The sequence below is a fragment of the Kitasatospora sp. NPDC056076 genome, from assembly GCF_042266305.1.
Lineage (GTDB): Bacteria > Actinomycetota > Actinomycetes > Streptomycetales > Streptomycetaceae > Kitasatospora.
In genome coordinates this window covers 21,772-37,055 of the sequence record NZ_JBHJWG010000002.1, presented here as the reverse complement: position 1 = coordinate 37,055, position 15,284 = coordinate 21,772, and the positions used below count along the sequence as shown (strand labels likewise).

Below are 15,284 nucleotides of genomic sequence, written 5' to 3'. Positions count from 1 at the left end.
GGCCGCCCACCCCTCCCACTGAATGCGGTTCATACCTCAGCCTCTCAGTACTTCGGGGCGCACGCCTCGGTGTTGGCCGGTCCGCAGTCGTTGCTGTCGTTCGGCGGGCACCCGCCGAGCAGGACCGGGAGGAGGCCCGACGTTGTGACCTTGGGGACGCACAGCTCCGCGGTCGTGGGCTTCGGCGCGACGTAGGCCGGGGCGCAGGCCTCGGTGTTGGCCGGGTTGCAGTCGTTCGAGTCGTTCGGCGGGCACCCCAGCATGACCGGTGCGACTTCCTGGGGCGCGCATCCGGTCGGGGCGCACGAGCTTCCGTCGTTGGGGCCGCACGCCTGCTGACGTCGGGGGATGCTGGCGGCGGTCGTCGCCCACTGGGGGCTGGCGAGGACGGCCCGGAGTCCTCCCGAGTCCGTGACGTTGCCCGTCGGCAGGAACCGGCCGAGGACGCACGGAACGACCGTCCCGTCGGGCAGGATGGCGGCTTTCCCGAGCGCGCACTGCCCGCACAGCGCGTCCATGGTCGGCTCGTCTTCGCCGGCCGCCCGCCCGACGGCGCGCGCTCCGTCCAGGGTGACCCGCTCGACACCGAGCGCGCGCAGTTCTGCGACAGCCAGTTCTTCGAGCTGCCCGTCGTGGCAGCGGACGACTCCGGCCCGGATCGGGATGCCGAGTTCGACGGCCTTCTCGATGTTCGCCCGGGTCCGCTCGTGGCTGCCCGGCTTGGTGGTCACCCGGTCGTGCTGGCCCGCGTTGACGGAGTAGTACGACGTGCCCAGGGAGACACCGGGCTGCGAGAGCACCCGCCAGCCCTTCGCGGTCACGTGGTAGAGGTTGGAGAACACCTCAACTCGGAGCCCCAGGGCCAGAGCGTGGTTCACCAGCTTGTCCCAGCCGGGGAACACCGTGGGTTCGCCGCCGATGAGCTGCACGCCCTTGACTCCGAGCGCGGCACACTCGTTGATCACGCGCGTCCAGTCGTCCAGGGTCATGGTGCCGTGGGGCACGGACGGGCTTGAGGTGCTGAGGCAGTGCCCGCACGCCAAGTTGCACTTGTCGGTCAGTTCCAGCTCCACCGTGCTCGGCACGGCCGGCGCCGAACTCATGATCGTGGTCACGTTGCGCTCCCTTCCGGGGTGTTGGTTCGGATGGGGCCCGCCCCGGCCGGATTCCCAGTGAGCAGCGGCCGGGGCGGGGGTATGTGGGGTTACCTGACGGACGTCGGCGGTCGGCTGTCGCGCTCCGCCTCGTACCGGTTCTCGACGTGCAGCGGGCCGGCGCACTTCAACGCCCACGTGGCGGTGCGCCCGTCGCTGTTGACGCACTCGAACTTCACGGCGGTCTGCACGATGGCGCCGGACAGTGGGTCATGCCGGGCCTTGCGCAGGACGAGCGTGCCCGTACGCCCGTCGTAGTGCACGTACCAGCCACCGCGCGGCGGGAGGCCAAGGCTCTGTACGCACAAGCCGGCGGCCCGCTGCGGGCACTGGCAGTCGCTCGTGTCGACCTCGAACTCCCGCACCCACGCGCCGCCGTCGGGCTCGGCGTGCGGGTCGGGCCCCACCCGTGCGGCGCGTGGCCGTTTCGGAATGGGCATGCTCTCGCCTCCCTGGTGGTCTTGGTGGTCTGGGCCCGCTCCGGCCACGGGGCCGTGTCGGGGCGGGCGGTGGTACCCCGTTCTGGCGGTTCGGTTCCCCAACAGGTCCGCCAGAACGGGAGTCCTGGCTAGCTGTCCTTCCGGAGCAGCGTCACCTTGGCGTCGAGGGACTGGGCGCGCTCGGCGTCCGCCACGGAGGGGCGTCCCACGTCCCACACGGGGCAGTCCCAGATGTGAGCAGTCGTTCCGGGCTCGCGTAGGAACGCGACTCCGTGGCCGAGGTGGTGCACGATTCCGATGCGACCGCCGGCCCGCGTGTCGACCGCCACGGAGCCGACCGACGGGCCGAACGAGCGGCGGAACCGCTGTGCTGTGACGCCGAGTTGGGCCAGACGCATCCGGATGGTCCGCTCGGTGCGGCCGAGCCCGCGCCCTGCCATCCGAGCCTCCTGTTCGAGTGCGATGTGCGGGCGGCCCACCCCGGCCGGTCTCGCTGCCAAGTGCTCCCGGCCGGGGCGGGGTCGATGGTGGGCGCCTACGCGGCGACGAGTTCCTCGACGTCCGCGCCCAGGTACGGCCACGGCAGCTGGACGAGCAGCCGCGCGGCGGTGTGGGCGGCGCGGATTCGGTGCTCGGTGAACGCGAGTACGTACGCGTGCAGCTGGTCGACCGGGGCCCAGTCAACGGCGGTGAGCCGCTCGGTGTCGACCGGCAGGGACAGGGCGCGTGCCTCGGCCGTGGTCATCACCCCGCCGTCGACGACGACGGTCACAACCTCGACGGCCCCGGTGTCGAAGTTGTGGCCGGCGCAGTCGATCGCGCGGACCGCCGTGATCGGCCTGTGGATCTGCAGGCTGTCGACGAGCACTCGTGCGGCAGCGTCGGCGATCGACTCCCCGGGGTGCACACCACCGCCCGGCAGCAGCATGTCGTCGCGGTACGCCGGCTGGACCAACAGCACCCGGCCTCGCGGGTCACGGACGAGCACGGACACCTCGACTCGACGCCCGAGGGGGCGAGACTCAATACGGGTCATTTCCAAGGCAGTTGATCCGTTCGGTTGGTGGGATTCGATCGGCCGGGCCCCTGCCCCGCGAGCCATGCGGGGCAGGGGCCGGCGTTGCGCGCGTCGACGGGGTCACCCGCCCCCGGAGCGCGGTCCCGGCACAGCGCGGACCCTCGTAGCCGCGTGTACCGAGTTGCGGGGGCCGAGCCCCTGCCCGTCGAGCTGAGGTCCGGGCAGGGACTCGGCGGACGCGCCCGGGATGCCATCTATCCGGGGCGCTTCCCGGCACGTGCGGCCCTGTTTCCGCGTGCCGGGCGTGTGCCCCCGTCCTGGTCGTCCGTGTGATGACACGGCGCTGCGCCAGGACGGGGGTCCGGTGCGAACTCCAGCCGTCGCACCGGGGGCCCGCTCGGGTCACGGATCTGGGGGGCACGTCACCTAGGGGGAGGGGTGGGCGTGCGCGTGACGAGAGCGGGGGACTTGGGGGAACTCGGCCCCGACCGACCGGGTGTCGGGCGATCAGCCGGGGCCGAGCCGGATACCGCCGAGCTGCGGGGCGGTACCTCAGCCCGTACCGGGGACGTCCCGCGGCGAACGGGACCGGCACGGGGGCTTGGGGCGGGCGCTAGGCGGCGAGCAGCCCGGCCGCGGCGTCGAGCGCGGCAGCGTCCGCGGTGTTCTGCGTGCCGGAGCAGGCCAACGAAGCCGGGGTGTCGTCCTCGGGCGGGTTGTCGCCCTCGGGGGTGTCCGGGGTGCCGGTGGTCGTGATGGTCTCGGTGTCGGTGTTGGGCGGCGCGGGCATGGCTTCCTTCCGTGGTGCGTCGGGCGGAGTCCTAGGTCGGGCTCTGCGGTTCAGCGCGGTCGGTTGGGCGGCCGGCGGGAACGGGGGCGGCGGGTCACGCGGCCAACTCCCGCCTGGCTGCGGCGTACGCGACCGCGAAGGCTGCGGCGGTGCCGGTGTGCAGGCTGGTCGGTCGGGTGTTGTGGTGCAGTCGTTCGAGCTTCCACGCGCAGGCGAGGCAGGCGTCGAGCTGTACGGCCACGGCGCCGACTGTCAGCTCACCGATCACGGTCACCTGCACGGCACGTTCGCACTTGAAGCAGGTGCCGAACTGCCAACCGGTGTAACGGTGGTGGAACTCGGTGGGTGGGTTGCGGTCCAACTCAAGCCACCGCGTTTCGGTGCGCGCTGCGGTTCCAACCGAGGACGGCGAGCGGTTCCTCGAACGGCTGGTCAATCAGGTACGCGGTCGACCACGCGATGCCCCACCGACCGCACTCGCAACTCCACGTGCGGCCAGTCTCGGTGGCATCGTCCCGCAGGGTCGCCGGCCTACCGCAACCCCTCCCGGGGCAGAGCGGACCCGCGGTCACCGCAGGTGGTTCTGTCTGCGAGGGCGGGGGTGGCCGGCGGTCTCGTCCATGGCCGGATCGCGGAACTGCGCGGTGGGGGGCGTGGGGGGTCGCTGACGCAACACAGCAGGGCTCCGTTCCGTAACGCAATGGCTACCGGGTGCGCCAACTGTGCTCTAGGCTTGCGCAGTTATCAACCAGTCCTAGCTGGTTAGATTGGTAGGACGAATCGTCATGAGCGAACGCGAGTCCGATCCACAAGGCGACTCCGCCATCGAGTTCGGGACACTGCTCCGCACGTCACGAGTGCAACGAGGCTGGACGCAGGAACACCTTGCGCACCTGTTGGGGTGCAGTGCGGCGTACATCTCGGCGCTTGAAAACGGCAGGAAGAAACCAAGTCAACCATTTGTAACCAGACTTGACCGCGTGTTTGAGTCCGGAGAACAGTTCCTTAGAGAGTGGGGGAAATCAGGGGGACACGCCCTGTTCGAAGGCTTTGACGAGTACCTGCGTAGCGAGGCGAGGGCTGTGTCGCTTCGAATCTTCGAAGTCAACATCCTGCCGGGCCTGTTCCAGACTCGGGAGTACGCCACCGCCTACCAAAACGCGCCGGTGATCCGGGGCGCCGCAACCCGCCAGCAAGCTGACGACCGGACGGAGCGACTACTTCGCAGACAACTGGTACTCGCCCGTGATCCTGCGCCCGTCATCACGGCGGTGATAGACGAGAGCGCACTACGGCGGGTGATCGGGGGCCGTGACGTCATGATCGCGCAACTGGAACATCTAGAGACCCTTGCCGCACAACCACGCTACCTGGTGCAGATCTGCCCTGCCTCGGCAGGAGAGAACCGGCCGTTCGGGCATCCAATTACGTTGCTGACCATGCCGAATCGGGCCACCCTGGGGTATGGCGAGACGGAGCGGCGAGGCTTCCTCGAACGTGATCCGGCAACGCTAGCCGCGTGGACCAGTGAGTACGATCACCTCCAGGCCGAGGCGTTGCCGCGGGCGCCGAGCCTGGAGTTCATCAGAGACGTCCGGAAGGGTCTTGAGCATGGATGATCTGCAACGTGTTACCTGGTACAAAAGCTCCTACAGTACCCAGGCAGGAAACTGCATCGAGGTGGCCAATGGACTGCCCGATGCCACCCCCGTCAGGGACTCCAAGGACCCCGAGGGTCCCGTGCTGGTCTTCCCGGCCGGCGCCTGGTCGTCTTTCGTTGCTTCGGTTCGCTCTGGCGAGTTTGGCGCCGTCTGACGTACCAGCAACGACGAAAGCGCCCCCTGTACCGGCCGGAGCCGGTACAGGGGGCGTTGGTGTTCAGTGGCCGGCGGCCTGCCAGATGAGGGCGACGGCGGCGGCGACGGCGGACGCGATGCTGAGTGCGGAGTGGGGCAGGCGGCGTTCCTCCAGGCCGCGGAGTCGGCTTTCGTGGTCGGCGATCCGGCCGCGGTGTTCGGCGAGGGCGTCGAGCTTTCCGTCGACCCGGACGAGCGCCTCGCGGATGCCTTGGATTTCCCGGTAGACCGGGTCGGGCGGGGTGAGGATCTCGCCGGGCGGGCTGGTCATCGGGCCTCCGGCGGGACGGCGGCCGGTGGCGTCGACGGGGTGGTCGAGGTCTTGCGGAGCCAGGCGGGCATCAGCTGGTCGACGACGTCGAGGTTCATCACGCGGGTGACGCCGCCGGCGACGGCGAGCGCGAGGGCGACGCCGGGCAGGGCTTCGGGCAGGCCGGCGGCGTGGATGATCAGGGGGAGGCCGGCGGCGAGTGCGAGCACGGTCTGCAGGACCGTGCGGACGGTGCGCCGGGTGGAGTCGGTCACGGGGTACCTACCTCTCGGGTCGGTGGGTGATCAGGCGGCGGGAACGTGCAGGGCCTCCCAGGACGCCTGTCCGGGTATGCCGTCGGCGGCCGACCCGGTGTAGCCGAGCTGGCGCTGCCATGCGGCGTAGGACGCCTGGTCGGCCGCGCCCCAGGACGGGCCGGGACCGACCCGGTAGTGGGAGCAGCCGACGGCGACGAGGCGCCGGCCCATGCGGGTGATCACGTCGGAGTTCTGGCCCGGGTGGAAGAAACCGGCGCCGGGGAACGGCTCGTCGCCGGCGCCCTGGTCGCCGAGCAGGCGCTGCAGGGAGGCCTCGCCGGGCACGCCGTCGGCGTCCGCACCCGTGTACCCGATGCTGCGCTGGAAGTCGGCGTAGTTGAGCGTGTCGGCGTCCGTCCACGTCGGGCCGGGGCCCTGGGCGTAGTGCTGGCCGAAGCCGGCGGCGACGAGCGCCTCGCCGACCCGGGTCACCTGGGCGCCCTCGGCGCCGTACCCGTAGGCGAGACCGCCGATGGTGACCTGGTAGCGGGCGGGGATAGCCGGTGCCGGGTCCGGGGAGGGGGCGGGCGTGCTCGGCGTCGGGTCGGGGGCGGGACTCCACCGCCACTCGGTGACGGCCGGGCCGCCGCGGGGGTCGGCCGGGTCCGCGGTCGGCGGGCACACGCCGTCGCCGAAGTGCGGGGCGAGGTAGCCGGTGACGTAGGAGTCGGTCCGCAGGTGGCTGTGCGACCAGACGCCGTTGCCCTGCCCGCGGTCGGTGGCGCCGTCGGCGACCGAGTTGCCTCCCTTGGTGTAGACGAACCGGCTGTCGAAGCCGATCACCACCTCGCAGTGCTGGCCGTTGCCGAAGTTCGTCCAGCTGCCGACGCTGGGGTACTCGCTCCACTGTCCGTGGGCGCGCGCCCAGTCGGTGAACACCGAGACGTTGTCGGTGCGGGGCACGATGTCGTCGAGTCCGAGGTCGTGGAACATGTCCCACGCCCAAATGACGCACCACGAAACGCCGTTCTCTCCGAACTCGGCGCCCCACGGCGTGATGTTGTCCCAGCCGTCCGAGCTGTTCCAGCCCTCGTAAATCCTCTCCGGGACGTTCATCACATGGTCGGTGAGCTGCTGCCACTGCGGCGCCATCACGCGCCCTCCATCTTCGTTGTGGTGTTGGTGAGTTGGGCGATCTGGTCGCGTTCCTCGCGCAGCAGCGCGAGTTCTTCGAGCACGGCGTCGTGGGTCTCGGTGGCGCGCCGTTCGGCGGCCCGGCCGAGGACCTGCTGCCCGACCATGAGGAGCGGGAGCGCGACGAGCTGCACGCAGTTCGACCAGTAGAGGAGCTGGGCCTGCTGGTCGGGGAAGACGAGCGGGAGCAGGCTGAACGCGACCAGGGCGTAGCAGGCCCACATGGTGCCGAACCCGCGGGTGGCGACCACGGCAAGCCGCTCGTTGAAGGGGGTCACGTGATCAGCCCCGGAACGTACAGCTGCGCCTGCCAGTCGGCGTGGCTGGCGACGTGGGCGCCGCCGGCGCCCCTGTGGTGGAAGGAGCAGAGCCATCGGAACTCGCCCGGGGAACTCTCCAGCCACCGGGCGATCTCGTCGGCCGTGGCGTCCGCGGCAATCTCGGGGAAGTCCTTGTGCAGGGCGGCCGGGTCGGCGGCGTTGGCGACGGCGAACTCCAGCACGGAGTGGTGGAGTTCGAGTTGGCCGGTGCACTGGGCGTGGCCGGCGCGTTCGCCGACGTAGCAGCGGGCGCCGGCGCGGTGGTGGCGCCGGAATGCGTTGAACGCGGCGTAGTGCGGGTCGCCAGCGCGCGGGGCGTGGTCGGGGAAGTGCATGGTGTACCGGTGGGTGGTGGTCGCCGCATGGGCGGCGACGGTGCGGTGCGGGTGACGGTTCATCACGGCGTCTCCGGGCATGAGAAAGCCCCCGGCGCCGCCGGGGGCAGGACAGGTCAGAGGGACGGCGTCGCCGGGGCCGGGGCTGGCGGCGTTGTCGGGGTGGCGGCCGCGGGGACGGCCCACCCGGTCGGAAGCGTGGTGGGAGCGGGCGCCGGGGCGGCCGGGGCCGGGAGCGGTTCGGGCGTGCACGTGCAGCCGGCCGGCCCGGGCGCAGCGCAGGCGGGGCTGTGGATGCGGGCCGCGGCGGCGAGGCTGATGGCGTGCGCCGCGCAGGCGAGGACCGGCACCGTCACGTCGGGCAGGGCGGCGTGACGGCGCCGCCACTGCACGACCGGGGGCGTTGCGCACGCGCCGCATGCCGGCGCCGGTGCGGTGCCCGGGAGCAGGTCAGACATGGGACCACCGGGCCCACAGCGCCGACGCGATGTCGGAGTAGACCGCCGTGTTGAGCGGGTTTCCGCAGTTCTGGTAGGCCGCCACTTCGAGGACGTCACCGGCGTTGAGGCGGACGTCCCGCGTGGGTGTGGGAACGGCCATGTCGACGCCGGCCCCGGACGGGATGAACGCCCCGGTGCCCTGCACCGGCGCGCCGTTGACGTGCAGGCGGGCGCCGCGCGGCCCGGTGCCGTTCTGCGAGATGCAGGCGACGCCGGCGCAGGTGTACCAGCCGGTCACGGGGGCGACGTACCGGCTGGTGTTGCTGGTGGTGCTGTGGCCGCCGTAGCTGTCCAGCGGCGCAGTGTCCAGCGCGAGCGCGGTCCAGGTCCCGTTCGGCAGGGACTGGGCGATCGTCTGGACGCCGAGGAAGGCGGGCGGGCTGATCAGGAACAGGAGGGCGTCGCGGGTGGTGTTGCCGATGGCGGCGGTGAACGTGTCGCCCACCGACCAGGAGTAGGGCACGGGTACGGGCAGGTTGGCCAACAGGGGCTCCCGTGGTCAGTAGGCGGCGCGGGGGCCGCCGGTGGCGGTGAGGGTGGCCGAGGCGTCGAGCGCGGCCGGGTAGACGGCGCCGGCCGGCAGGGTGACCGGGCCGGGCAGGGGCTGGCACACCGCCTCGCCGGTGATGTGGCCGTTCGCGAGTGGGGCGGTGAGGGTGACGGCGACGGTGGTGTAGCCGGGGCTGGTCGCGGCGACGCCGCCGGGCGCGACGGTGACCTGCTCGGCGGCCGCGGTGCCGTAGCCGACGGTCAGCACGGTGCCGGCGGGTAGCACCGCGGAGGCGGGGTTCGCCGCGGCGCCGGTGAGCGCGGCGAGCGTGACCACCTTCGCCCCGGCGGCGGCCGGTGCGACGAGGGTGGTGTGCAGGGCGGCGGCGACCATCCACCCGGAGTACGGTGCGGCGGCGCCCTGCTGCACCGACACCGTCAGCCCGCCCTTGTCGTCCCCCTTCCACTCGACCTGTTCGACGTAGGTGTCGAGCTGGATCGGGGCCGCGGCGTTGGGGCGGCGCATCGTGCGCGCGCGGGTGCCGAACTGCAGGGCGAGCAGCTTGGGCCAGACGCCGGGGGTACCGACCGGGTCGATGGTGATGCGTGAGACCCGCGGTACTGGGGCCGCGTACTGGCCGGCGAGGTAGGCGGCGGCGTACCGGGCCTCGTTCGGGTCCTGCACGTTGATCGTCCGGGCCAGGCTGGACGGGAAGAACGCGGCCTGGCTGACCGCATTGCTCGCGTAACTGTCCGGCTGCTGGGGCGCGTTGGGGGCGACCTGGTTGGTGACCTGCACCGTGTTGTAGACGTGGTCGGGGTCGAGGTCGACCTCGACGTCGCCCAGGTAGGGCACTTCGCCGGCCGCGGCCTGCTCGCCGAAGACGACGGCCGGGGCGTTCTGCAGGTAGCGCCAGCGCCGGCCGGCGAGGGTGATGGTGCCGGCCGGGTCGGCGTAGACCTGCCCGGCCTCGGAGTCGGCGACCATCTGCAGGGCCGCGCCGGCGTTCTGGCCGGCCATGTTGGCCGCGCCCATGACCGTCTGGGTGTCCAGCGCGGCCACGCTCCCGGGGTACCCGGAGGCGGTGAGGATGCGCTGCGCCCGGGTGGCGCTCGACTCGCCGGCCCAGCCCTGGGCGAAGCCGCGGCCCAAGTCCAAGGCGGTGCCGACGTCGAGTTCGACGGGCACCTCGACGGCGTAGGCGATGTCGCCGGTGAACATGGCCGTGCTGTAGCCGGTGACCATGACCCCGGCGATGATGTCAGTAACACAGCCGGTGGGGTGGCAGTCCCCCGTCGTGGTGTTGAAGTACGCCGTGTTGTCCACGCTAAGCGTGACCATGCTGCCGTCGGGGCTGACCTTGGCGAGCGCCAGGTGCCAGTTCCCGTCACGGACGTTGCCGGGGACGGTCACGGAGATGCTGGCGGAGCTGTCGGCGTTGTTGACGTTCGCGGTCACCGTGCCGTCCGCATTGATCAGGAGCACGAACCCGGACCGCGGGCCGGCGTAGACCTGCGCGCCGCCGCTCATCAGGGCTCCGGGCCCGTGGCTCGACCACAACGCCATGGGCCCGGCCGGAGTCGCAGTGGTCCGGAAGACGATCAACCGCGTCCAACCCCCGCTGGACGGCGGGCCGACCGCGGCGCCGGCCGGTGCGCTGAGCATGACGCCGGGCGGCGACTTCGAGGCGCCCGCGTTCGGGTTGGAGAGGGTCACCACGGGCCCGGTCGCGCCGACGAACCCGACACCCTGCAGCGAACTGCCGGCGGCCACGGTCCCCCCGCCCGCGCCGGACGGCGAGGTGGCCACCGTCCACGCCGGGCGCCGGCCGGTGGCGTCCGCGAACTGGCTCGACCCGGCCGGCTCGTTGAACGGGTACAGGAAGTTCGGGCCCAGATTGGCGAGGGACTGCTGAAAGCCAGGCTGCAGGGTGAGGCGGGCGAGCGGTGCGAGGGGGTCGACGCACGGCAGGGTGACGGTGCCGTACGCGGTGCCCCGCCACCGCTGCTGGAACCGCTCGACGAACCCAGCCCACAACGGGTAGGTGGTTCCCGGGTCCGCCCACCCGGTCGCCGCGGCCGCCTGCTCGAACTGCCACCCGGTGAGGTACACGGTGGTGGCGGTGGTGGTCACGGTGGGGGCCGGGCTGATGACGGCCGGGCGCGCCCAGACAGCGCCGGACGGGGCCGTGGCCGTCACAGCAAGGCGCGTCCACCCCGGCGCCGTTGCGACGGTGACGGCGGCGGCGTCGCTCGGCGCGATCCGGGTTCCGTCCTGCCGGTACCAGCTGATGCGGGCGTTCAACAGGAGCCCGGCCTGTCCGCCGGCGGCGACCGCGGCGTACACGGTGAACGTCCACGGTTGGCCCGGGACTTGCCCGGGCTGGCCCAGGACCGGAACGGCGTCCGAGTCGCAGCCGACCCAGTTGTTGTTGGTGGCGCCCAGCCCGCAGGCCTGCCCGCCGGAGATCGCCGGGTAGACCCAGGCGATCGCCTGGGTGTGGCCGGACGGCGCGGCCGCCACCGCGGCGACGGTGCGGGTGCCGTTGGTGGCCTGCACATCGGCCAGCGAGCTGCCGTTCGCCAGGCCCTGGGGCAGCAGGTTCTGCGAAGGCGGCCACGTCGCGGTGAGCCTCACCCGCCGGTACGGCTGAATGCTGCCGGCGTACGGCCCGGCCGCGTTGGCGGAGTCGAGCGCACCGTCGGTGTTGTCCAGGGTGAACGTCGCCGTCCCGGCCTGCACCGCGTCTTGCTCGTACTGCCGGCCGCCCTGGGTGGCGGTCCACGTCTCCCGCAACCTTGCCGTGAGGTCGGTGAAGAACGGCACCGTCCCGCTCGTCCCACCGACGTTGAACGCCACGGCGAACGACAGCCGCGGCCAACTCGCCAACATCTGAACGGACATGGTGAACGCTCCTCCCTTCGGTCAGGCGGCGGCCCGGGCGTAGACCAGGCCGGGCCGCGGGTTGCGGCGGTCGTTGCGCAGCGCGTGCGGCTGCACCGCGCGGAAAAGCTCGTGTCCGTCGAGCTGCACGATCGTCGTCACCTCGGCCACGGCCCCACCGGAACCGGCGCCACCTGCTGCGCCCACCGAGCTTCCGGCGAGGGCGAGTTGCGGGGTGACGGTCTGCGCGGACAGGCCGGCGGACAGGGCGGCGACAGCGCCGGCCGCCACGTGGGCGTGGTCAACAACGCCCTGCGCGATGCCGTGCGGAATCCACCGGCCGACCTCGTCCGCCATGACCCGACTGGGGCTGTTGATGCCGAGGAACTTCTTCGCCCCGGCGAGCGCGTCGGAGGCCAGGTGCTTGAGCTTGTCGACGACCCAGTGCCCGGCGCCCTCGATGCCGTGCACGATCCCCATCACGATGTTCTTGCCGACGTCGAGGAACTGCCCGCCGACGTCGGCGGCGCTGTGCAGCGCGGCCGACAGGGCGGAGCCGACGGCGTGCGCGATCTTCCCGAACACGCCGGACACATCGCGCCACACCTGCAGCACCGGCTCAAGGATTCGCTCACGAATCTGCGCCCAAATTCGCGCCGCGAGATTCGATATCCGCTGCCAGTTCTCCGACAGCCAGGAGGCGCAAATCTGCCACAACGAGACGATGTCCGCGTAGAGTTCGCGAAGGGGCTGAATGATCAGCATCTGCGTGTAGCGCCAGGAGAAATCGGCCGCCGCGGCGATGGCCCGCCAGATCGCCGAAAAGAAGTCGGCCACGGCCGACCACACGGATTTCGCCGTTCCGATGATCTCTTCATGCCAGTGGTTCCAGATCGCCAGGAGAATCGCGATCGGCGGCGCGAAAATGACCAGGAGCAACGGCCACCATTTGCGGAAAAACGCGGCTATTCCACCGAAAATTGCGGTCGTCAGATTCTCGACAAACCGCCAGCCGGCGACGACGGGGTCGGCGACAGCGTGCCAGGCGGTGGTGAAGAAATTCGCGATTCCGTGCCAGGTGTCCGACAGCCAGCCGGTCAGCCGACGCCAGATCGACGACGTTTCGTCTGCGACCCACCGCCAGGTGCCGGTGACGACCCGACCGACCTCGACCGCAACGCCCTTGACCACCCCCCAGGCGCTGCGCCAGTGGGTGACCAGCAGGACGACCACCGCGATGACGGCGACGATCCCGACGATCACCCAGGTCACGGGGTTGGCCAGGGCCGCGGCGGTCCACGCCCACATCTGGGCGGTGGCCGCCGCGAGGGCAATCACCAGGACGCCGCCGATCACACCCGCGGCGACCTGCGAGGCGACCTTGTGCCGTCCCAGCCAGCTGGCGCCCGAGGCGATCAGAGCCACCGCTCGGGATGCCACCGGCATGAGGTACTGGCCGACCTGAATAGCCATGGCGCCGGTCGCCGCCTTGGCTTCCGCCATTTTCTGGTTAAACGTTCCCTGAACGTCGCCCCAGCCCTCGATCTCCTTTCCGCCCTTTTTCACGTGCTCGGAGATCGCGGCGGTCTTCGCCTTGAAATCCTCCATGTGCGGGCCCGTCAGCTGCAGAGCCGCCATCATACTTTTGGTGCCGCCGACCATATTCGCCAGAGAGGCGATATAGGTCTGCTGCTCGGGCTTGAGGTCGGCGAGGACCTTTTCGTAGTCGGTGGTGCCCTGGGCAGCTTTCCGCAAATGCTCGATGAGCACGGTGCCGCTCGGGCCCATGCGCTTTTCGATCGCGTTGGTCAGCATTTCCAGGGTCGACGCCAGGCCGTTCTTCCCCAGGTTCTGGCCGACCTGTACGGCGTCCAGTCCCAGCGATTTCATCTGCTGGGCCGCCTTGCCGGTCGGGTTGCTGAGCGCCCCGATCGTCTGGCGAAGGTAGGTCGCCGCGACCGCCGCCGGCGTGCCCTGCGACGTCATGGTCGCCATGGCGCCGAGCACCTCGTTCAGGCCCACGTGCGCGGCGGCGGCCGTCGGCAGGATCGACGACATCGAGGCGGCGAGCGCTTCGAGGTTCGTTTTGCCTTCGCTCTCCGTCGCGATCAGGGCGTTCGTCGCCGAAGCCGAGTCCGACGCCGACATCTTGTAGGCGTTCATCGCCGTCGTGGTCGCGTCCGCGACCGTTGACAGCTCCGCCGCGCCCACTCGGGCGCCCTCGGCCGAGTTGCGCAGCACCGTGAGCGCGTCGGCCCCGTGGTAGCCGGCGCTCTCCACCTGGTAGAGACCCGCGGTCAGGTGCTCGGTCGACTGGCCGACCTCGCCGGCCATGGACAGCACGCCGGCGGACACCGCCCGCATGTTGCCCGCGAGTTCACCGGCGCCGGTGCGCACCCTGACCATTTGCGTTTCGAAATCGGCGGCGGCCGTGATGGTGTGCTTGGCGGCCTCGGCGGCGGCGACCGCGACGCCGGCGAGCGCCGCCTTCCCCAGCTGGCCGGTCTTCTGGAACGCGCCGGCGCCCTCGGCGTCGGCCGCCGCAAGGGAGGTCTTGACGTCCGCAAGCGCGGTCTTGACGCCCTTGGCGGACCCGAGGAACTCGATGAAAACCGGGGGCAGGCTCGACAACTCGCCACCCCCCGACCGCTGTTCAGTTGTTGTTCAAGAGGCCCGTGTCAGTCCCACCGGGCCGTGGCACGCTGCCATGCGGCAGCCCACACGGTGGCCATCTGCGGCTCGGCCGCCCTCAACCCGGGCTGGACGTAGGGGAATCGGGCCTCAACGCGCTTCTTGTAGAGGTTGGCGGCCCGGCCGCCGACGCCGACACCGCCGGCGACGGTGCCGGCGACCGGGTTGATCGTCGGGCGGCGCACGCCGCCGACGCCGCGGTGCAGGCCGCCGGACAGCCGGCCCGGGCCGCCGCCGCGGGCCGCGTGGTGCGGGTTCAAGTCGAGGTTCACGGCGGGGCCGGTGCGGGTCGAGGCGCCGCGGTGGTCCCACCGCGGCCGGGCACGCATCCCCGCCCGAATGGAACGTTTCGCCAGGTTCTGGCACGCGCGCAGCGCCCGCAGCGAGGCGACGTCGATGCGCCGCTCGGCCCGCGTGATCGCGGCCTCGGCCTGGGCCACGCCGCGCACGACGGCGGAGACGTCACCCACGGGCCGCCTCCTCTTCAAGGTTGCGCCGGGCCTCGGCGACGGTGTCGTCGACGGCGAGCACCCAGTCGAGTTGCTCGGCCGGCAGGTCGAGCCAGGAATCCGGCGGCCCGACCACCTGACACAGGCGCCACGTCCGGTAGGCCTCCATCGGCAACTGGTCGGCGGTGTAGGAGAATCGCCCCTCCAGCGCGTACCTCAGGCGGCGGAGGGCACGGTAGGGCTGTTCTCGTCCTGGGAGGGGCCGGTGTCGAGACCTGCGTCGAGAGCACCGTCGGCGCACAGCGCGCGCAGCTCGTCGTACGCCGCGCCGGGCAGATCCTGCAGAGCGTCGAGGGTGACGTCCGGCCCGAACGACCACCCCATGACCCGCGAGATCACGAGGCGGTCGTTCAGCTGGTCGATCAGGTCGTAGGAGTCGCCCATCTGCGTGACCATGGCGGCCGCCTGCTCGTCGGAGATGTCCGACACCGCGGCCACACCCTTCGTGGTGGCGTCCTTGACGACGTCGGCGAACGCCGGCGAGGCGGCGAGGGCCATCTGCAGGCGGCGCACCGGACGGCGCAGCCGCTCGGGCACCTCCGCCGGCGGGCGCAGGTCGACCCAGCCGCCGGCCTTCAACATGACGTGCTGCATCAG

The 15,284-nt window shown here is 71.4% G+C and carries 19 protein-coding genes; 2 read left to right on the top strand and 17 right to left on the bottom strand.

Translation table 11 applies throughout. From position 1 onward, the window contains the following. Positions 1 to 44: 44 nt before the first annotated feature. The 6 genes from ACFC1T_RS02315 to ACFC1T_RS02290 all read right to left on the bottom strand — a co-directional run bounded on the left by ACFC1T_RS02315 (position 45) and on the right by ACFC1T_RS02290 (position 3,763). On the bottom strand, positions 45 to 1,115 hold the full coding sequence (locus ACFC1T_RS02315; RefSeq protein ID WP_375882495.1) for a radical SAM/SPASM domain-containing protein: 1,071 nt from the start codon (positions 1,113 to 1,115) through the stop codon (positions 45 to 47). 89 nt (positions 1,116 to 1,204) lie between these two features. Further along, positions 1,205 to 1,594, bottom strand: a complete 390-nt coding sequence (locus ACFC1T_RS02310; protein WP_375882492.1) for a hypothetical protein — start codon at positions 1,592 to 1,594, stop codon at positions 1,205 to 1,207. Positions 1,595 to 1,722: 128 nt separating this feature from the next. Continuing rightward, complete coding sequence (locus tag ACFC1T_RS02305) at positions 1,723 to 2,034, bottom strand: hypothetical protein (protein ID WP_375882490.1); 312 nt, start codon at positions 2,032 to 2,034, stop codon at positions 1,723 to 1,725. Between the two features lie 95 nt (positions 2,035 to 2,129). Then, entirely contained in the window at positions 2,130 to 2,630 is a 501-nt protein-coding gene (locus ACFC1T_RS02300) for an NUDIX domain-containing protein (protein WP_375882488.1), read from the bottom strand. Positions 2,631 to 3,225: 595 nt separating this feature from the next. Beyond that, a complete protein-coding gene (locus ACFC1T_RS02295; protein WP_375882485.1) occupies positions 3,226 to 3,402 on the bottom strand; it encodes a hypothetical protein in 177 nt (58 codons plus the stop codon). A 94-nt stretch (positions 3,403 to 3,496) separates the two neighbouring features. Then, on the bottom strand, positions 3,497 to 3,763 hold the full coding sequence (locus ACFC1T_RS02290; RefSeq protein ID WP_375882482.1) for a hypothetical protein: 267 nt from the start codon (positions 3,761 to 3,763) through the stop codon (positions 3,497 to 3,499). A gap of 424 nt (positions 3,764 to 4,187) precedes the next feature. On the opposite strand from ACFC1T_RS02290, the gene ACFC1T_RS02285 reads away from it, so the two are divergent. Together ACFC1T_RS02285 and ACFC1T_RS02280 are read left to right on the top strand one after the other, a co-directional pair. After that, entirely contained in the window at positions 4,188 to 5,021 is an 834-nt protein-coding gene (locus ACFC1T_RS02285) for a Scr1 family TA system antitoxin-like transcriptional regulator (RefSeq protein ID WP_375882480.1), read from the top strand. After that, positions 5,014 to 5,217: a DUF397 domain-containing protein gene (locus ACFC1T_RS02280; RefSeq protein WP_375882477.1), complete on the top strand. Its 204-nt coding sequence runs from the start codon at positions 5,014 to 5,016 to the stop codon at positions 5,215 to 5,217. Before ACFC1T_RS02285 ends, ACFC1T_RS02280 begins: the two co-directional genes overlap by 8 nt. A 63-nt stretch (positions 5,218 to 5,280) precedes the next feature. On the opposite strand, the gene ACFC1T_RS02275 is transcribed toward ACFC1T_RS02280, so the two are convergent. From ACFC1T_RS02275 to ACFC1T_RS02225, 11 genes are all read right to left on the bottom strand, one after another. Continuing rightward, complete coding sequence (locus ACFC1T_RS02275; protein WP_375882474.1) at positions 5,281 to 5,529, bottom strand: hypothetical protein; 249 nt, start codon at positions 5,527 to 5,529, stop codon at positions 5,281 to 5,283. After that, positions 5,526 to 5,783 (bottom strand): hypothetical protein, encoded by a 258-nt coding sequence (locus tag ACFC1T_RS02270; protein ID WP_375882472.1) that lies wholly within the window; start codon positions 5,781 to 5,783, stop codon positions 5,526 to 5,528. Before ACFC1T_RS02270 ends, ACFC1T_RS02275 begins: the two co-directional genes overlap by 4 nt. Positions 5,784 to 5,813: 30 nt before the next feature. Beyond that, a complete protein-coding gene (locus tag ACFC1T_RS02265; protein ID WP_375882916.1) occupies positions 5,814 to 6,917 on the bottom strand; it encodes a peptidoglycan-binding protein in 1,104 nt (367 codons plus the stop codon). Beyond that, positions 6,917 to 7,237: a hypothetical protein gene (locus ACFC1T_RS02260; protein WP_375882469.1), complete on the bottom strand. Its 321-nt coding sequence runs from the start codon at positions 7,235 to 7,237 to the stop codon at positions 6,917 to 6,919. Before ACFC1T_RS02260 ends, ACFC1T_RS02265 begins: the two co-directional genes overlap by 1 nt. Further along, complete coding sequence (locus tag ACFC1T_RS02255) at positions 7,234 to 7,677, bottom strand: hypothetical protein (protein WP_375882466.1); 444 nt, start codon at positions 7,675 to 7,677, stop codon at positions 7,234 to 7,236. Before ACFC1T_RS02255 ends, ACFC1T_RS02260 begins: the two co-directional genes overlap by 4 nt. Before the next feature lie 387 nt (positions 7,678 to 8,064). Next, positions 8,065 to 8,598: a hypothetical protein gene (locus ACFC1T_RS02250; RefSeq protein WP_375882463.1), complete on the bottom strand. Its 534-nt coding sequence runs from the start codon at positions 8,596 to 8,598 to the stop codon at positions 8,065 to 8,067. Positions 8,599 to 8,613: 15 nt separating this feature from the next. Continuing rightward, complete coding sequence (locus ACFC1T_RS02245) at positions 8,614 to 11,508, bottom strand: hypothetical protein (RefSeq protein WP_375882460.1); 2,895 nt, start codon at positions 11,506 to 11,508, stop codon at positions 8,614 to 8,616. Between the two features lie 21 nt (positions 11,509 to 11,529). Further along, complete coding sequence (locus tag ACFC1T_RS02240) at positions 11,530 to 14,118, bottom strand: phage tail tape measure protein (protein WP_375882457.1); 2,589 nt, start codon at positions 14,116 to 14,118, stop codon at positions 11,530 to 11,532. Positions 14,119 to 14,165: 47 nt separating this feature from the next. Continuing rightward, positions 14,166 to 14,648, bottom strand: coding sequence for a hypothetical protein (locus ACFC1T_RS02235; RefSeq protein WP_375882454.1), 483 nt, complete (start codon positions 14,646 to 14,648; stop codon positions 14,166 to 14,168). Further along, positions 14,641 to 14,796 carry a hypothetical protein gene (locus tag ACFC1T_RS02230; RefSeq protein WP_375882451.1) on the bottom strand — a complete coding sequence of 52 codons (156 nt, stop codon included), beginning with the start codon at positions 14,794 to 14,796 and terminating at the stop codon, positions 14,641 to 14,643. Before ACFC1T_RS02230 ends, ACFC1T_RS02235 begins: the two co-directional genes overlap by 8 nt. Before the next feature lie 47 nt (positions 14,797 to 14,843). Beyond that, positions 14,844 to 15,281 carry a hypothetical protein gene (locus ACFC1T_RS02225; RefSeq protein WP_375882448.1) on the bottom strand — a complete coding sequence of 146 codons (438 nt, stop codon included), beginning with the start codon at positions 15,279 to 15,281 and terminating at the stop codon, positions 14,844 to 14,846. Positions 15,282 to 15,284 lie beyond the last annotated feature (3 nt).